This is a genomic window from Achromobacter sp. B7, from assembly GCF_003600685.1.
Lineage (GTDB): Bacteria > Pseudomonadota > Gammaproteobacteria > Burkholderiales > Burkholderiaceae_B > Achromobacter > Achromobacter spanius_B.
Map to the genome: position 1 here is coordinate 2,550,673 of NZ_CP032084.1, position 15,238 is coordinate 2,565,910.

Consider the following 15,238-nt stretch of genomic DNA (forward strand, 5'->3'; position numbering starts at 1 on the left):
CGCGGCGTGTCATCCGCGGACTTAAAACGAGAACTGCAAAATGAATTCCTCTACTGTTTTGATTACCGGTGCGTCCTCGGGCATAGGCGCAACCTATGCCGAGCGCTTTGCGCGGCGCGGCCACGACCTGGTGCTGGTGGCGCGCGACCTGACCCGACTGGAGACGCTGGCTGCGCGCCTGCGGCAGGACCATGGCGTGGCGGTTGACGTGCTGGCGGCCGACCTGACGCGCAATGACGACATTGAAGCCGTCGAGGCCCGGCTGCGCGATGATGCCCGCATCCAGATCCTGATCAACAACGCGGGCGCTGCGCAGACCGGCAACTTTGTGGCGCAGACGCCCCAGGCGGCCGGCCAATTGGTGGCGCTGAACACGACCGCGCCCACGCGGTTGGCCAGCGCCATCGCGCCGCGCCTGGTGCGGGCCGGCACCGGCGCCATCGTGAATGTGGGGTCGGTGGTGGGCTTCATGCCGCAGTTCGGCATGGCGGTGTATGGCGCCACCAAGGCCTATATGTTGTTCTTGTCGCAGGCCTTGCATGAAGAGCTGGCGCCCGCTGGCGTCTATGTGCAGGCGGTGCTGCCCGCCGCCACGCGCACCGAGATCTGGCAACGCGCGGGCATCGATATCAATGCGCTGCCGGAAGTGATGGACGTGGGTGAATTGGTGGATGCGGCGTTGGTCGGATTTGACCGCCGCGAGACGGTGACGATCCCGCCGCTGCATGAGGCGTCGCGCTGGGATGCCCTGGACGGGGCGCGCCAAGCGCTGTTGGGCGACATCAAGATGGCCAGCGCGGCCGCGCGCTATCAGGCAGCCTGAGGCGACGATGGGCGGGCGTCGGTGCCGACATGCCCGCCCATCTTTGCGGTCGTGGGTGCGCAAGCGACGTCTTGGTGCCCAAGCCTCGTCTATTGAAGCATCGGCGCGCCAAGTCCGATCGCGCCCGTGTTGATCAGCCGTTGCAGATACTGCGTGCCTTCGCGCAACGCCTCGGCGGGGGTTTCCCAGGGCGTGTGCGGGCACGGCATGCACCAGTCAACCAGGATGTCGGTGCATCGCACCACCTGCACAAGCGAAATGAAACCGGCCGGCAAAGAGCCTGGTTTTTCCAGCGCGCGCAACGGGATGGCACGTACGCTAAGGACGTAGCCGCGATACTGCGTGATGACGGAATGCTCCATAAGGCCTCCCCCACATGGTGGCTAAAACGCGAACGCGCCCGGCATACACCGGGCGCAACGTTTCAAGCCTGCCGATCAAGTCACGGTGACAGAGATCTTGCGGGGCTGCGCCTCGCGCAGTCGCGGAATCTGCAAGGTCAGCACGCCGTGCTTCAAGTTGGCGGTGATGTTGTCCTTGTCCAGATCGTGGCCCAGCGTGAAGCTGCGGCGGAACAGCGGTTCGCGCAGTTCGTTATGCACCAGCCGCACCTCGGCCGGCACCTGCACCGCGGCTTCGCCTTCGATCAGCAATTCGTTCGACTGCACCTTGATCGACAGCCTGTCCTTGGACACGCCGGGCAGGTCGGCCAAGAGCGTAATGCCCGTGGCGTTCTCGTAGATGTCCACGGCGGGCAGGGTGGCGGGGCGGTTGGTGTCGTCAGCGACCTTGGCCAGGGATTCCGAGCCGCGCGTGGCGGCTAGTTGGTTGCGTTCTTCCATGATGATCCTCCTGTGTCGTCGGCCAGTGTTCATTGGATGGAAATCAAACGCGGCTTGGCGGACTCGCGTTTGCCGATCGAAATGCAAAGGCAGCCGTCGGTGTAGCGCGCCTGGATGTTCTCTGGATCGGCGTCGGCAGGCAGTTCCACCACGCGGCTGAATCGGCCGCGCGCGCGTTCGCGTGCATACAGGGTGGTTTGCCCGGAAGGTTCTTCTTCGCGGCGTTCACCCGAAATGGTCAGCAGGCCTTTTTCCATGGTGACTTCAAGCGCGTCCGGGTCTACGCCGGGCACAAACGCCACGACTTCAATCGAGTCGGCGCACGCGCCTACGTTCACGGGCGGAAAGTCGCCGCGTGCCGTGGACCGCAGGTTGGAAGGCGCGGTCGAGGATCGCAGGATTTTGTCCAGCTGTTGCAGGGTGTCCAGGGCGGAACTGATGCCGCTATCGAAAAATGGATAAGTTGCCATGTTCGTCTCCCGATAAGGTCTGGTTCAGACGGGCGTAGGGCTTGGCGGCATGGGGTGTCTACGCTGCGCTGCCCCGCCATAGCGCAAATGTGGCATCGGGTTTGCGGGTTTCAAGAGAGGGGGCGATTGAATTCTTCAATCAAGGCGGCGGGAAAAATTGCGGATTTTTAGCGCGGGTGGTGGCCCGCGGGCGGCGTTGAACGGCCGTGGCACGATGCGCCTTTCCCCGCCGGTTGAGCGCCTTGTGAAGACGCGATAAATTCATTCGACACGTTGGTTCGATGGGCATGACCCCACGCGAAATCCGCTTTTGGCTAACGGAGATCCCATGGACATATTCACGACTATCCACACGCACATCGCCGCGCTGGGCCTGCCGCTGTATGCGGTCAGCGCCAGCGCGGTGCAAAAGGCAGACACCCCCATTTTGTTGACGCTGCACTGGCATGGCTTCAAGCCTGACCGGACGGCGATTGCACAGCCGCTGCGGGCGGTGGCGGCGTCGGCCTTGCAGTTGAATCAGCGCTGGAACCACTACGCCGAAATCGATGAAGCGGTGCTCGAAGCCGGATGGCGCTTGGGCGCCTGGGACGTGGAACGCGTGGCGCATCCCGGTTGGTGCCGCCTGAATGCGCCGCTGGAAGAAGCCGTGGCTTGCCGTCGGGCGTTTGCCGACTATTCCGATCTGCCCGGCGGGCAGGAACGCGTTGCGCTGGAGGCGCCGGATCATTCGGCGCTGATGGAGCTGGCCGCGCGCAAGGGATATCTGCGCTGGATGTTCCGGCCGCGCAAGAACGGCATCTGGAATCAGACGGACGCGGATGACGCCACGGTGGACGCCGAGGGCGGCCGTACGCAACCGTGTCCCGTGCATGCCGCGCCCGCCGCCCAGCTGCAAAAGCGCGTGACGTTTCGGCTGGGAAAGGCGGTCGGCATCTGGGTCTGCGGTGATGCTCGTCGGTGATGCTCGTCGGTGATGCACGTCGGTGATGTACGTCGGTGATGCACGTCCCTGATGCAATTTGATTCAATTTGCGGGTCTTGAACTTGCGCGGCCCTGCCCATAAATCCTGATGCGCGCCCGCGAAGGCGCAGTGTTTGGTGATCTGAATTGTTCAGGAGATTGAGTCATGAAGATCCGTCCCCTCTATGACCGGGTAATCGTCAAGCGCATCGAACAGGAACGCAAGACCGCATCCGGCATCGTGATTCCCGATTCCGCGGCGGAAAAGCCCGAGCAGGGCGAAGTCGTGGCGGTCGGTAGCGGCAAGGTCGGTCGCGACGGCGCCGTGCAGAAGTTGCAACTTAAAGTGGGTGACCACGTCCTGTTCGGAAAATACGCCGGGCAGACCGTCAAGGTCGACGGCCAGGAACTCTTGGTCATGCGCGAAGACGACGTGCTGGCGGTGCTGGAACCCACACGCGACACGTTCAAGAAAGCGGCATAACGCGCTTGCCCGAGCCGCTATCAGGAATCTACCCAAGAAATAGCAGGAGCCTTAGAAATGAGTGCCAAGGACATTCAATTTCACGATAACGCGCGCGCCCGCGTGGTGAAGGGCGTCAACATTCTGGCCGACGCCGTCAAGGTCACGCTGGGTCCGAAGGGCCGCAACGTACTGCTGGAACGCAGCTTCGGCGCGCCCACCATCACGAAGGACGGCGTGTCTGTCGCCAAGGAAATCGAGCTGAAGGACAAGTTCGAAAACATGGGTGCGCAGATCGTCAAGCAAGTGGCCTCGAAGACGGCCGACGTGGCGGGCGACGGCACCACCACCGCCACCGTGCTGGCGCAGGCCATCGTGCAAGAGGGCATGAAGTATGTGGCCTCGGGCATGAACCCCATGGACCTGAAGCGGGGCGTGGACCAGGCGGTGCAGGCGGTGGTGGACAAGCTGAAGGATCTTTCCAAGCCCATCTCGACCAGCAAGGAAATTGCGCAGGTCGCGTCCTTGTCGGCCAATTCCGACGAGACCATCGGCCAGATCATCGCCAAGGCCATGGACAAGGTGGGCCGCGAGGGCGTCATCACGGTGGAAGACGGCAAGTCGCTGGACAACGAACTGGATGTGGTCGAGGGCATGCAGTTTGACCGTGGCTACCTCAGCCCGTATTTCGTGACCGACCCCGAGAAGCAGGTGGCGCAGCTGGACGAGCCGCTGGTGCTGCTGCATGACAAAAAGATCTCGAACATTCGCGATCTGCTGCCGGTGCTGGAAATTGCCGCCAAGGCGGGCAAGCCGTTGATGATTGTGGCCGAGGATGTGGACGGTGAAGCGCTGGCCACCTTGGTCGTGAACTCGATTCGCGGCGTGCTGAAGGTGGTGGCGGTCAAGGCCCCAGGCTTTGGCGACCGCCGCCGCGCGATGCTGGAAGATATCGCCATCCTGACGGGCGCCACGGTGATCTCGGACGAGACCGGCATGCAGCTGGAAAAGACCACGCTGGAACAGCTGGGCAACGCGCAGCGCGTCGAGGTCCGCAAAGAAGAGTCGGTCATCATCGGTGGCGCGGGCAAGCAGGCGGACATCCAGGCGCGCGTGGCGGTCCTGCGCAAACAGGCGGACGAGGCCACCAGCGACTACGACCGCGAAAAGCTCCAGGAGCGCGTGGCGAAGCTGGCGGGCGGGGTGGCGGTCATCAAGGTGGGCGCCGCGACCGAGGTCGAGATGAAAGAGAAGAAGGACCGCGTGGACGACGCGCTGCACGCCACGCGCGCGGCGGTCGAAGAGGGCATTGTGCCCGGGGGCGGCGTGGCGTTGCTGCGGGCGCGCACGGCCATTCACGGCTTGAAGGGCGCCAACGCCGATCAGGACGCCGGCATCCGCATCGTGTTGCGCGCGCTGGAGGCGCCGTTGCGCGCCATCGTCACGAACGCCGGCGACGAGCCCTCGGTGATTGTGGCCAAGGTGCTGGAAGGCAAGGGAAACTACGGCTATGACGCCGCCACCGGCAACTATGGCGACCTGGTGGACCTGGGCGTGGTCGACCCGACCAAGGTGACGCGCACCGCGTTGCAGAACGCGGCGTCTATCGCGGGCCTGATCCTGACCACCGACGCCACCGTGGCGCAGCTGCCGGAGGAGTCCAAGGCACCCGCGGCGCCCACGCCTGAGATGTCGTTCTAAGGGGGATCGGGGTGCCCACCCCGATTCAGTGCGAAAAAAGGGCGCCGGGCAGCAAGGTCAACCTTGCTGTCTGGCGCCCTTTGTCGTGGGGGCTTTGACGTGCGGGGGGGCTTTGGCTCGGAGGGCTTAGCTATCCGGCCTTAGCTTTGGCTATTCGGCCTTAGCTTTGGCTATTCGGCCTTAGCTTTGGCTATTCGGCCTCAGCCGTGGCTGTCCGGCCTCAGCCTTGGCGGCCCATGATGCTCAGCGCGACGGCTTCGGCAATCTTGATGCCGTCCACGCCCGCCGACAAGATTCCGCCCGCATAACCGGCGCCTTCGCCGGCCGGGAACAGTCCCTTGGTATTCAGGCTTTGCAGCGTGTCGTTGTCGCGCTTGATGCGCACGGGCGACGACGTGCGCGTTTCCACGCCGGTCAGCACGGCGTCGTGCATGCCGAAGCCCTTGATGCTCTTGTCGAACGCGGGCAGCGCTTCGCGGATGGCCGTGATCGCAAAGTCGGGTAGCGCGGTGGCCAGGTCGGTCAGGTGCACGCCGGGCGTGTACGACGGCAGCACGGACCCGAATTCCGTGGACGCCTTGCCCGCGATGAAGTCGCCCACCAACTGGCCGGGCGCGCTGTACGTTTCGCCGCCCAGCACAAAGGCCTGTGATTCCCACTTGCGCTGGAAGTCCACGCCGGCCAGCACGTGTTCCGGGTAGTCTTCTTCGGGCGAAATCCCGACCACGATGCCGGCGTTGGCATTGCGTTCGTTGCGCGAATACTGGCTCATGCCGTTGGTGACGACGCGGTTCGGCTCCGACGTGGCGGCCACCACCGTGCCGCCCGGGCACATGCAAAAGCTATAGACCGACCGCCCGTTGCTGGCGTGATGCACCAGCTTGTAATCGGCCGCGCCCAGGATGGGGTGGCCGGCGCTGGGGCCAAAGCGCGCCTTGTCGATCAGCGACTGCGGGTGTTCGATACGGAAGCCGATCGAGAAAGGCTTGGCTTCCATGAACACGCCTTGCTCGTGCAGCATCTGGAACGTGTCGCGCGCGCTGTGGCCGATGGCCAGCACCACGTGGTCGGCTTCGATGTGCTCGCCACTGGCCAGCGTGACGCCGGTGACCTGGCCGTTTTCGCGATGCAGCGTTTCCACCTTGCTGGAAAAGCGCACTTCGCCGCCCAGCTTGGTGATGGTGTCGCGCATGACTTCCACCATGCCCACCAGCCGGAACGTGCCGATGTGCGGCTTGCTGACGTACAGGATTTCTTCCGGTGCGCCGGCCAGCACGAATTCCTTCAGGACTTTTTCGCCGTAGTGCTTGGGGTCTTTGATCTGGCTGTACAGCTTGCCATCCGAAAACGTGCCCGCGCCGCCTTCGCCGAACTGCACGTTGGACTCGGGGTTCAAGATGCGCTTGCGCCACAGGCCCCAGGTGTCCTTGGTGCGTTCCCGCACCGCCTTGCCGCGTTCCAGAATGATGGGCTTGAACCCCATCTGCGCCAGCACTAGGCCGGCGAACAGGCCACAGGGGCCGGTGCCGATGACGATGGGGCGCTTGGTCAGCGTGGCGGGCGCCTGGGCGACGAATTTGTATTCGGTGTCGGGCGTAGGCTTGACGTGGCGGTCGTCATGAAAGCGCGCAAGCAGCGCGGCCTCGTTTTCCACGTCGATATCCAGCGTGTAGGTCAGCAGGATATTGTGCTTTTTGCGCGCGTCGTAACTGCGCAAAAAAATGGTGAAGCCGTGCAGGTCGCTGGCCGGTATGCCCAGTTTCTTGAGAATCGCGGCGGGCAATTCCTCGGGCGTGTGGTTCAACGGCAGCTTGATTTCGGTCAGTCGCAACATGCTTCGGGTCCAGAAGGTGGGCGATCACAACGTCGCCAAACGCGGGATTGTACTGGAGCGATCAGGCGGCGGCGTCGCCGATTCGCCACCAGGGGGAACCCACCTCCGGGGTCTCTATCGCCACCCGTTCCCCCATGACCGGCGTCGTCAGCGCGACGCCTTTGGCCGCTGCCAGCGCGGCAATGCGTTCAAACGGGTCTTCCCATGCGTGCAGCGCCAGATCGAATGTGCCGTTATGAATGGGCAGCAACCAGCGGCCGCGCAGGTCCAGGTGGGCTTGCAGGGTTTCTTCGGGCTGCATGTGTACGAAGGCCCAGCGCTTGTCATAGGCGCCGGTTTCCATCAGCGTCAGGTCGAAAGGGCCGTAGGTGTCGCCGATGGTTTTGAAGCCGTCGAAGTAGCCGCTGTCGCCGCTGAAGAAGACGCGCAGGTCGGCGTCCTGGATGACCCACGAGGCCCACAGGCTGCGGTCGGAGTCGGTCAGGCCGCGTCCCGAAAAGTGCTGGGCCGGCGTGGCGGTTAGTCGAAGGCCGTCGACGTCGGTGGATTGCCACCAGTCCAGTTGTTCGACGCGCGCCGGGTCCACGCCCCAGGCGATCAGCTGGTCGCCCACGCCCAACGGGGTGATGAAGCGGGCGGTCTTGGCGGCCAGCTTGTCGATGGCGGCGCGGTCCAGGTGGTCGTAGTGGTTGTGCGACAGGATCACGCCGGCAATGGGCGGCAGGTCTTCGATGGAAATGGGCGGGGCGTGAAAGCGCGCGGGGCCGGCCCATTGCACGGGCGAGGCGCGCTTGGAGAACACCGGGTCGGTCAGCCAGAAGCGGCCGCGCAGTTTCAAGAGGATGGTGGAGTGGCCCAGGCGGTACAGGCTGCGGTCGGGCGCGGCTTGCAGGTCGGCCAGGGTGAGGGGGCGCACGGGAATGGCTTGCTCGGGGACCGTGCCGCGCGGCTTGGCAAAGAAGAACGTCCACATCAGTTTCACGCCTTGCCAGAAGCCCAGCGACGGGCGCGGCAAGGGGTTTCTAAAACGGCCCTCGTGGTGTTGGGGCGACTGCGGATAGCGGGGCTGGGCAGTGGGGCAGGAGGTGAGGGCGGTCACGGCGGGTTCCAGGGGGCAAAAAAATTACACTGCGCAGTGTAGTTTTGTTTTTCTGAAAAGTACACCGATCAGTGTAAAATTTTTCGCACTCCGATCCGCGCATTCCGTCCGCGTATTCCGTCCGCGCATTCCGTCCGCGTATTCCGTCCGCGCATTCCGTCCGCCTATTCCACCTTCCAAAAAGCCGAGCCTTTTCATGTCCAGCCCCCCGACCCGCCTCACTGACCGCAAACGCCAAGCCATCGTGCGCGCGGCGGTGGAAGAGTTTCGGTCGGCCGGGTTTGAGGCCACCAGCATGGATCGCATCGCGGCGGCGGCGGGGGTTTCCAAGCGCACCGTCTACAACCATTTCCCCAGCAAGGAAACGCTGTTCTCGTTGATTCTTGAAGAGCTCTGGGCCACGAGTGCGGACAGCGTTTCGCTGGCCTATCAGCCCGACGTGGCGCTGGATCAGCAGTTGCGGCAGTTGCTGATGCAAAAGCTGGACCTGCTGGCGGACCCCAACTTCATCGATCTGGCGCGCGTGGCCATGGCCGAAATCATCCATTCCCCCGAACGCGCCCAGGCCATCGTGTGCCGCATGGGCGAAAAAGAGGGCGGCGAAACGGCGTGGATACGCGCGGCGATCCAGGACGGGCGGCTAATGGACGTGGACCCCGAGTTCGCCGGCCACCAGTTGCAGGGGCTGGTCAAGAGCTTTGCGTTCTGGCCGCAAGTCACGCTGGGGCAACCGCCATTGAGCGCCACCGAGCGCAAGCGCGTGGCGGATTCGGCGGTGGAGATGTTCTTGGGGTGCTACGCGCGGCGCGGGTGACGGGGCGCATAGGGTTGCTGCAATCCGATGGCGCGGCCTTGCGCAAGCGCGTGCCTTACATTATGGTAAGGCGCACTTCCAAGGAGCTAGCCAATGCCTTCCGCCACCTTGACTTCCAAGGGCCAGATCACCATTCCGGTCGATGTACGGAACCGTCTGGGCTTGTCGACTGGCGACAGAATCGAGTTTGTTCTAAACGAGGCAAGCGGCCGTTACGAAATGGTGCCGGCAACGTACTCGGTTACGGCGCTCAAAGGCATCATCGCGAAACCACGCAAACCCGTCACGATTCAAGAGATGAACGACGCCATCGCCGAGCAGGGCAAGTCAGCGCGATGATCGGCCTGGATACCAATGCGAGACGGTATGGAAGGCAGTGCGTTTGTACGCCGCCTCCACAGCGGAATTTGCCGATTGTCTGATCAAGCGCACCGGACACGAGGCGCTGTGTGAATACACGGCGACGTTTGACGTGAAGGCGGCAAAAGCCACCGGCATGCGCCTGATCAAATAGTCCGTGCGTGATGCATTGGCGGACGCAAAGCACTCGTGTCGTGTCGCGCGACGGCAATCGCCCTAAAACACATTCAACGCCCGCGCCACCCAAAGCGCCAAGCCCACGGCGATGCCGATTAAAAGCGCGCGCCGCAGGCCGCCGCTTTTGGGCACGGCGCCGGGAGACGCGGCGGGGTCCATCTCGACGCGCGCGCCCTGCGCCGCGGCAGTGCTTGGGGGCCTGCCGGTGTCAGCGGCGTCCGGCACGTCAGCCACCGGCGCAGACGTTGCCGCTATCGCACCCGCGCCATCACCGTCCGTCTCAATCGTGAACGCGGGTTTGCCAGTGCGCGCAACGTGATCACCAGGCATATCTTCAATCTGCACCCCGGCATTTTTCAGCATGTCCCACAGGCCTTTCATGCCTTCGCCGTCGCGTAGCGCCTCGATGCGTTCGCGGGTGGCGCGCGGGACTTCGTCCAGGCTGTCGTAGTGCCGGCCGTTGACGGTGACCGCGCCGTTGTCGATATCGACCTTGAAGGCTTCGCCGTTTTCCGTGCCGGCGTAGCTCCATTTTTCTTGAACGCTGACGCTGCCCGGCGCGCCGCCCAACAGTTCTTCGATGCTTGCCTGCTGCTCGGGCGTCAAGTTCGTTGTGGAACTCCAGCTGCGCGTTGTCGTCGAACTTTTCCAGATCTTGGTCTTGTCGTTCATGCCTGCCATCCGTGGTGTTCCATGCGCGGAATATACAGAATCCGTTCACCCAGTTGTCAGAAAAGCCCGCATTTTCGGACTTCTTACTTTGTCCTTAAAGCAAAAGACTTTTCCATGTCAAGAATTTTGATCTGATCCGCTCCAATGAGCAGATCAGATGCCTGAATAGGCGCATAATGCAGCACCTTCTCTTGCGTCCCCCATGAAGAGAAGGTTCAGCTTGTTTCTGTAAGTACAGAGCGTGTTGTCACTAGCTCGGCAGTTCGTGTTTCCAGGGTTCATGTTCGGTAGCGCGCTAGGACAACTTGGAAAATTCACGGAGATGTCTATGACAGATGATGCAAAGCCGCGTCGTCGGTTTCTTCAGGCGTTGGCTATCGTGCCGGCGTCGACATTGGCGGTTGGTGCACTGACCACCGGCTGTACCAACGCTGCGGACACCAAGACCGCCGCGCCCGCCAAGCCCTACGAGCCCACCTATTTCACCAAGCCCGAATGGGACTTCATCGTTGCCGCGGTGGATCACCTGATCCCCGCCGACCAATACGGTCCTGGCGCGATTGAAGCCGGTGTGCCCGAATTCATCGACCGTCAAATGGAAACGCCGTTCGGCCACGGCAAGCTCTGGTACATGCAGGGCCCGTTCCACACCGACCAGGTGCCTGAACTGGGCTATCAGCTGAACCAAAACCCGCGCGAGGTCTATCGCCACGGCATCGAAGCCTGCAATGCCTGGTGCGTGAAAACGCACGGCAAGGTGTATGCCGAGCTGGACAAGGCCTTGCAGGAACAGATCCTGAAAGACCTGCAAGGCAACAAGATCAAGCTGGAAACCGTTCCCGCATCGACCTTCTTCAGCTTTCTGCTTTCCAACACCAAAGAAGGCTTCTTTGCCGACCCGATCTACGGCGGCAACAAGAACATGGTGGGCTGGAAGATGGTGGGCTTTCCCGGCGCGCGCGCCGACTACATGGACTGGGCCGACCAGCCCAACGTCAAGTACCCCTATGGCCCCGTGTCGATTTCTGGGGAAAAGGGGTAATCAATCATGGCAATCAAGAAAGACAAAGTTGATGCGGTCCTGGTCGGGTTCGGCTGGACTGGCGCGATCCTGGGCCAAGAGCTGACCGAAGCCGGCCTGCACGTGCTGGCGCTGGAACGCGGCGGCATGCAGGACACCCCCAAGGACGCCGAATACCCCAAGGTGATCGACGAGCTGGCCTATTCGGTGCGTGGCAAGCTGTTCCAGGACCTGTCGAAAGAAACCGTGACCATCCGCCACGGCGTGGACGATGTGGCCGTGCCGTATCGGCAAAATGGTTCGTTCCTGCTGGGCACTGGCGTGGGCGGCGCGGGCTTCCACTGGAACGGCATGCACTACCGCGTGCTGCCCGAAGAACTGGAACTGCGCACGCGCTACGAAACGCGCTATGGCAAGAACTTCATCCCGGAAGGCATGACCATCCAGGACTTCGGCGTGACCTACGACGAACTGGAACCGTACTTCTCCAAGTTCGAATACGTGTGCGGCACGTCGGGCAAGGCCGGCAACCTGAACGGCAAGATCGTGGAAGGCGGCAATCCGCTGGAAGGCAAGCGCAGCAAGGAATTTCCGCTGCCCCCGCTGACCACCACCTACGGCGCGCAGTTGTTTGAAAAGGCCGCGCGCGAAGTGGGCTTCAACCCGTATCCCGCGCCTGCCGCCAACGCGTCCGGCCCATACACCAACCCGTACGGCGTGCGCCTGGGCCCCTGTAATTTTTGCGGCTTCTGCGAAAACTACGGCTGCTACATGTATTCCAAGGCATCGCCGCAGACGACGATTCTGCCGGTGCTGCTGAAGAAGACCAACTTCGAACTGCGCACGCATTCGCAAGTCATCAAGGTCAATCTGGATTCGACCGGCAAGAAGGCCATCGGCGTGACGTATATCGACGCCCAGGGCCAAGAGATCGACCAGCCGGCCGACCTGGTGATCCTGTCGGCGTATCAAATGCACAACGTGCGTTTGCTGCTGCTGTCGGGTATCGGCAAGCCGTATGACCCCAAGACCAACGAAGGCGTGGTCGGCAAGAACTACGCCTACCAGATGAACGGCGCGGTCAACGTGCTGCTGCCCAAGGGCACGCAACTGAACCCCTTCGTGGGCACGGGCGCGGGCGGCGTCGGCATGGACGACCTGAACGGCGACCAATTCGATCACGGCCCGCTGGGTTTCGTGGGTGGCGCCAGCATTCGCCACGTGCGTTACGGCGGTCGTCCGATCAAGCAGACGCCCACCACGCCGGGCACGCCGTCGTGGGGCACGGCCTGGAAGGCCGGGGTGCAAGACGCGTACCAGCGCTTCATGACGATCGGCATCTCGGGCTCGGTGATGTCGTACCGCGACGCCTATCTGTCGCTGGACCCGACGTACAAGGATGCCTTCGGCCAACCGCTGCTGCGCATGACGTTCGACTGGCACGACAACGAATTCGACATGCTGGGCTACATGGGCAAGCGCATGGAAACCGTGGCCAAGGCCATGAATCCGGAAAAGCACTTCGTGGCGGTGCGCAAGAAGGGCGCGCGCTATGACACGCGCGTCTACCAAAGCACGCACAACACCGGCGGCGCGATCATGGGCTCGAACCCCAAGGAAAGCGTGGTCAACAAGTACCTGCAAAGCTGGGATGTGCCGAACGTGTTCGTGATGGGGGCCTGCGTGTTCCCGCAGAACATGGGCTACAACCCGACCGGGCTGGTGGGCGCCTTGGCCTATTGGGCCGCGCAGGCGATCCGCGATCAGTACTTGAAGAACCCCGGCCCGCTGGTCCAGGCTTAAGGAGACGGAACAATGTTCAAGCAAACCATTGTTGCGGCCTTCTCGGCCCTGGTCGCCAGCGCCGCTTTTGCGGCGGACGGCACGCCGGCCTCGAACGACGCGCAGATGATCAAGCAGGGCGAATACCTGTCGCGCGCCGGCGATTGCATTGCCTGCCACACGGCTGGGGGCGGCAAGCCCTTTGCCGGCGGCCTGGGCATTGAATCGCCGCTTGGCACGATCTATTCGACCAACATCACGCCCGACAAAGAAACCGGCATCGGCAACTACACGTACGAGGACTTCGACCAGGCCGTGCGCCACGGCAAGGCCAAGGACGGCCATTCGCTGTATCCGGCCATGCCTTACACCGCGTACGCCAAGGTCACGCCCGAGGATGTGAAGGCGCTGTACGCGTACTTCATGCACGGGGTCGAGCCGGTCAAGCAGGAAAACAAGGACACGGATATTTCGTGGCCCATGTCGATGCGTTGGCCGCTGACGGTGTGGCGCTGGATGTTCGCGCCGGATGTCGTGAACGGCCCGGCCGCCAGCGACCTGAAGGGCGCGGACCGCGCGGCACTGCTGCGCGGCCAGTACCTGGTTGAAGGCCTGGGCCATTGCAGCACCTGCCACACCCCGCGCGGTTTTGCCTTGCAGGAAAAGGCGCTGAGCGACGCGGACGGCTCGGCCTTCCTGTCGGGCGGCGTGGTCGAAGGCTGGCTGGCCAAGAACCTGCGTGGCGACATGGTCGACGGCCTGGGCAGCTGGACCAAGGAAGACATCGCCGTCTTCCTGAAGTCCGGGCGCAACGGCCATTCGGCCGCGTTCGGCGGCATGGCACAGGTGGTGCAGGACAGCACGCAGCACCTGACCGATGACGACCTGAACGCCATCGCCGTGTATCTGAAGAGCTTGCCGCCGGTGAACAAGGACGCCGCCACCAAGCCCCTGGCCTATGACGAGACCGTGGCGCAAGCGCTGCGTACCGGCAAGGACAAGGGCGACGGCGCCATGGCCTTCCTGAACAACTGCGCGGCCTGCCATCGCAGCACGGGCAAGGGCTACACGGAAACGTTCCCGCAGTTGGCGCTGAGCTCGACGGTGAATTCGGCGGACCCCACGTCGCTGATCCACATCGTGCTCAAGGGCGCGCAGATGCCGGGCACGACGGCGGCCCCGACCGCCTACGCCATGCCGGGCTTTGACTGGCGCATGACAGACAAGGAAGTAGCCGACGTGGTGACCTTTGTGCGCTCCAGCTGGGGCAACAAGGGCGCGGCGGTCAGCGCGGCCGACGTAGCCAAGGTCCGCAAGGACGTCGGCGCGGCAGCGCAGCCGGCGCGCTAAGGCAGTGTGGGAAGTGGCCGCTTTTCGGAGCGGCCATTGACAACAAAGCGCGCCAGGCGCACTGTTGTGCCCATGCGCCAAACCCTGAACGCGTTCGCCGTGATTATTAGCCGCCTTGTCACCAAGGTGGGTTAGCGCGCATCGGTACATCGCCACATAAACCCGCCAACCGGCGGGTTGTTTGTTGGCTCGCCAGGCATGGATTTCCCAGGAGAGCCTTGCATGACGCCGCCGTCCCCGACCCCCGCCCAAACCCCTGCCCAACTCCAGGCCGAAGCCGCAGCTCAAACCGAAGCTCAGGCCCGAAGCCCGTCCTTCACGCCTGCCACCCTGCATTTTCTGTGCGGCAAGATTGCCGCCGGCAAGTCCACCTTGGCCGCGCAGCTTGCCGCGCAACCCCATACGGTGCTGATCAGCGAAGATGCGTGGCTGGCGGCTTTGTATCCCGGCGAGGTCCTGGGCATCGCGGACTACGCCCGCTGCGCGGATAGGCTGCGCAACGCCATGGGTAGCCATGTGGCGGCATTGGTAGGGGCAGGGGTATCCGTGGTGCTGGACTTTCCGGCCAATACGCTGGCGGGCCGGCAATGGCTGCTGGACGTGGCGCGGCAAGCGGGTTGCCCGCACCAGTTGCACTACTTGCGCGCGTCGGATGCGCTGTGCAAAGCACGGTTGCGCGCGCGCAACGCGTCCGGTACGCACGCATTTTCCACATCGGATGCGCAGTACGACGCCATCACCGCCTATTTTGTCGAGCCCGGTCCGCAGGAAGGGCTGACCATCGTGACGCACGCGCAGGGCTAAGAAGCGACGCAAGAATGTCCCGGTGCAACGCCGGGCCGCCTGCTATGATTACTGGATAAAAC

Annotated in this window: 17 protein-coding genes; 11 read left to right on the plus strand and 6 right to left on the minus strand. The window is 63.3% G+C overall.

Annotated elements, in window-relative coordinates:
* Window positions 1–40 precede the first annotated feature (40 nt).
* Window positions 41–823 carry an SDR family oxidoreductase gene (locus DVB37_RS11495; RefSeq protein WP_046805873.1) on the plus strand — a complete coding sequence of 261 codons (783 nt, stop codon included), beginning with the start codon at window positions 41–43 and terminating at the stop codon, window positions 821–823.
* A gap of 89 nt (window positions 824–912) precedes the next feature.
* On the opposite strand, the gene DVB37_RS11500 is transcribed toward DVB37_RS11495, so the two are convergent.
* From DVB37_RS11500 to DVB37_RS11510, 3 genes are all read right to left on the minus strand, one after another.
* Window positions 913–1,185, minus strand: a complete 273-nt coding sequence (locus tag DVB37_RS11500) for a hypothetical protein (RefSeq protein ID WP_046805874.1) — start codon at window positions 1,183–1,185, stop codon at window positions 913–915.
* 75 nt (window positions 1,186–1,260) lie between these two features.
* Complete coding sequence (locus DVB37_RS11505) at window positions 1,261–1,665, minus strand: Hsp20/alpha crystallin family protein (protein ID WP_104143745.1); 405 nt, start codon at window positions 1,663–1,665, stop codon at window positions 1,261–1,263.
* Between the two features lie 29 nt (window positions 1,666–1,694).
* The gene (locus DVB37_RS11510) at window positions 1,695–2,135 is read right to left on the minus strand and encodes an Hsp20/alpha crystallin family protein (protein ID WP_046805876.1); all 441 of its coding nucleotides are present in this window, start codon (window positions 2,133–2,135) and stop codon (window positions 1,695–1,697) included.
* Between the two features lie 328 nt (window positions 2,136–2,463).
* On the opposite strand from DVB37_RS11510, the gene DVB37_RS11515 reads away from it, so the two are divergent.
* The 3 genes from DVB37_RS11515 (at window position 2,464) to groL (ending at window position 5,263) form a co-directional block, all read left to right on the plus strand.
* Window positions 2,464–3,099 carry a diguanylate cyclase gene (locus DVB37_RS11515; protein WP_120155199.1) on the plus strand — a complete coding sequence of 212 codons (636 nt, stop codon included), beginning with the start codon at window positions 2,464–2,466 and terminating at the stop codon, window positions 3,097–3,099.
* Between the two features lie 166 nt (window positions 3,100–3,265).
* Window positions 3,266–3,583 carry a co-chaperone GroES gene (gene groES / locus DVB37_RS11520; protein ID WP_104143747.1) on the plus strand — a complete coding sequence of 106 codons (318 nt, stop codon included), beginning with the start codon at window positions 3,266–3,268 and terminating at the stop codon, window positions 3,581–3,583.
* 57 nt (window positions 3,584–3,640) lie between these two features.
* Window positions 3,641–5,263: a chaperonin GroEL gene (gene groL, locus DVB37_RS11525; protein WP_120155201.1), complete on the plus strand. Its 1,623-nt coding sequence runs from the start codon at window positions 3,641–3,643 to the stop codon at window positions 5,261–5,263.
* A 220-nt stretch (window positions 5,264–5,483) separates the two neighbouring features.
* On the opposite strand, the gene DVB37_RS11530 is transcribed toward groL, so the two are convergent.
* Together DVB37_RS11530 and DVB37_RS11535 are read right to left on the minus strand one after the other, a co-directional pair.
* Window positions 5,484–7,097 (minus strand): NAD(P)/FAD-dependent oxidoreductase, encoded by a 1,614-nt coding sequence (locus DVB37_RS11530; protein ID WP_120155203.1) that lies wholly within the window; start codon window positions 7,095–7,097, stop codon window positions 5,484–5,486.
* Window positions 7,098–7,158: 61 nt separating this feature from the next.
* A complete protein-coding gene (locus DVB37_RS11535; protein ID WP_120155205.1) occupies window positions 7,159–8,196 on the minus strand; it encodes an MBL fold metallo-hydrolase in 1,038 nt (345 codons plus the stop codon).
* A 196-nt stretch (window positions 8,197–8,392) separates the two neighbouring features.
* Between DVB37_RS11535 and DVB37_RS11540 the strand changes: the two genes are divergently transcribed.
* The 3 genes from DVB37_RS11540 to DVB37_RS28840 all read left to right on the plus strand — a co-directional run bounded on the left by DVB37_RS11540 (window position 8,393) and on the right by DVB37_RS28840 (window position 9,524).
* On the plus strand, window positions 8,393–9,010 hold the full coding sequence (locus tag DVB37_RS11540) for a TetR/AcrR family transcriptional regulator (protein WP_046805881.1): 618 nt from the start codon (window positions 8,393–8,395) through the stop codon (window positions 9,008–9,010).
* Window positions 9,011–9,103: 93 nt separating this feature from the next.
* Window positions 9,104–9,349, plus strand: a complete 246-nt coding sequence (locus tag DVB37_RS11545; protein WP_120155207.1) for an AbrB/MazE/SpoVT family DNA-binding domain-containing protein — start codon at window positions 9,104–9,106, stop codon at window positions 9,347–9,349.
* Between the two features lie 43 nt (window positions 9,350–9,392).
* Window positions 9,393–9,524, plus strand: coding sequence for a hypothetical protein (locus DVB37_RS28840; protein ID WP_256374252.1), 132 nt, complete (start codon window positions 9,393–9,395; stop codon window positions 9,522–9,524).
* Window positions 9,525–9,586: 62 nt separating this feature from the next.
* Here the strand turns inward: DVB37_RS28840 and DVB37_RS11555 are convergent, their stop codons facing one another.
* On the minus strand, window positions 9,587–10,219 hold the full coding sequence (locus tag DVB37_RS11555; protein WP_046805928.1) for a hypothetical protein: 633 nt from the start codon (window positions 10,217–10,219) through the stop codon (window positions 9,587–9,589).
* 328 nt (window positions 10,220–10,547) lie between these two features.
* Here DVB37_RS11555 and DVB37_RS11560 point away from each other — a divergent pair, with 328 nt between their 5' ends.
* From DVB37_RS11560 to DVB37_RS11575, 4 genes are all read left to right on the plus strand, one after another.
* On the plus strand, window positions 10,548–11,261 hold the full coding sequence (locus tag DVB37_RS11560) for a gluconate 2-dehydrogenase subunit 3 family protein (RefSeq protein WP_046805883.1): 714 nt from the start codon (window positions 10,548–10,550) through the stop codon (window positions 11,259–11,261).
* Window positions 11,262–11,267: 6 nt separating this feature from the next.
* Window positions 11,268–13,043, plus strand: a complete 1,776-nt coding sequence (locus DVB37_RS11565; RefSeq protein ID WP_046805884.1) for a GMC family oxidoreductase — start codon at window positions 11,268–11,270, stop codon at window positions 13,041–13,043.
* A 12-nt stretch (window positions 13,044–13,055) separates the two neighbouring features.
* Window positions 13,056–14,372, plus strand: coding sequence for a cytochrome c (locus DVB37_RS11570; RefSeq protein ID WP_046805885.1), 1,317 nt, complete (start codon window positions 13,056–13,058; stop codon window positions 14,370–14,372).
* Window positions 14,373–14,594: 222 nt separating this feature from the next.
* On the plus strand, window positions 14,595–15,176 hold the full coding sequence (locus DVB37_RS11575) for an ATP-binding protein (RefSeq protein WP_120155209.1): 582 nt from the start codon (window positions 14,595–14,597) through the stop codon (window positions 15,174–15,176).
* The last annotated feature ends 62 nt before the right edge of the window (window positions 15,177–15,238 follow it).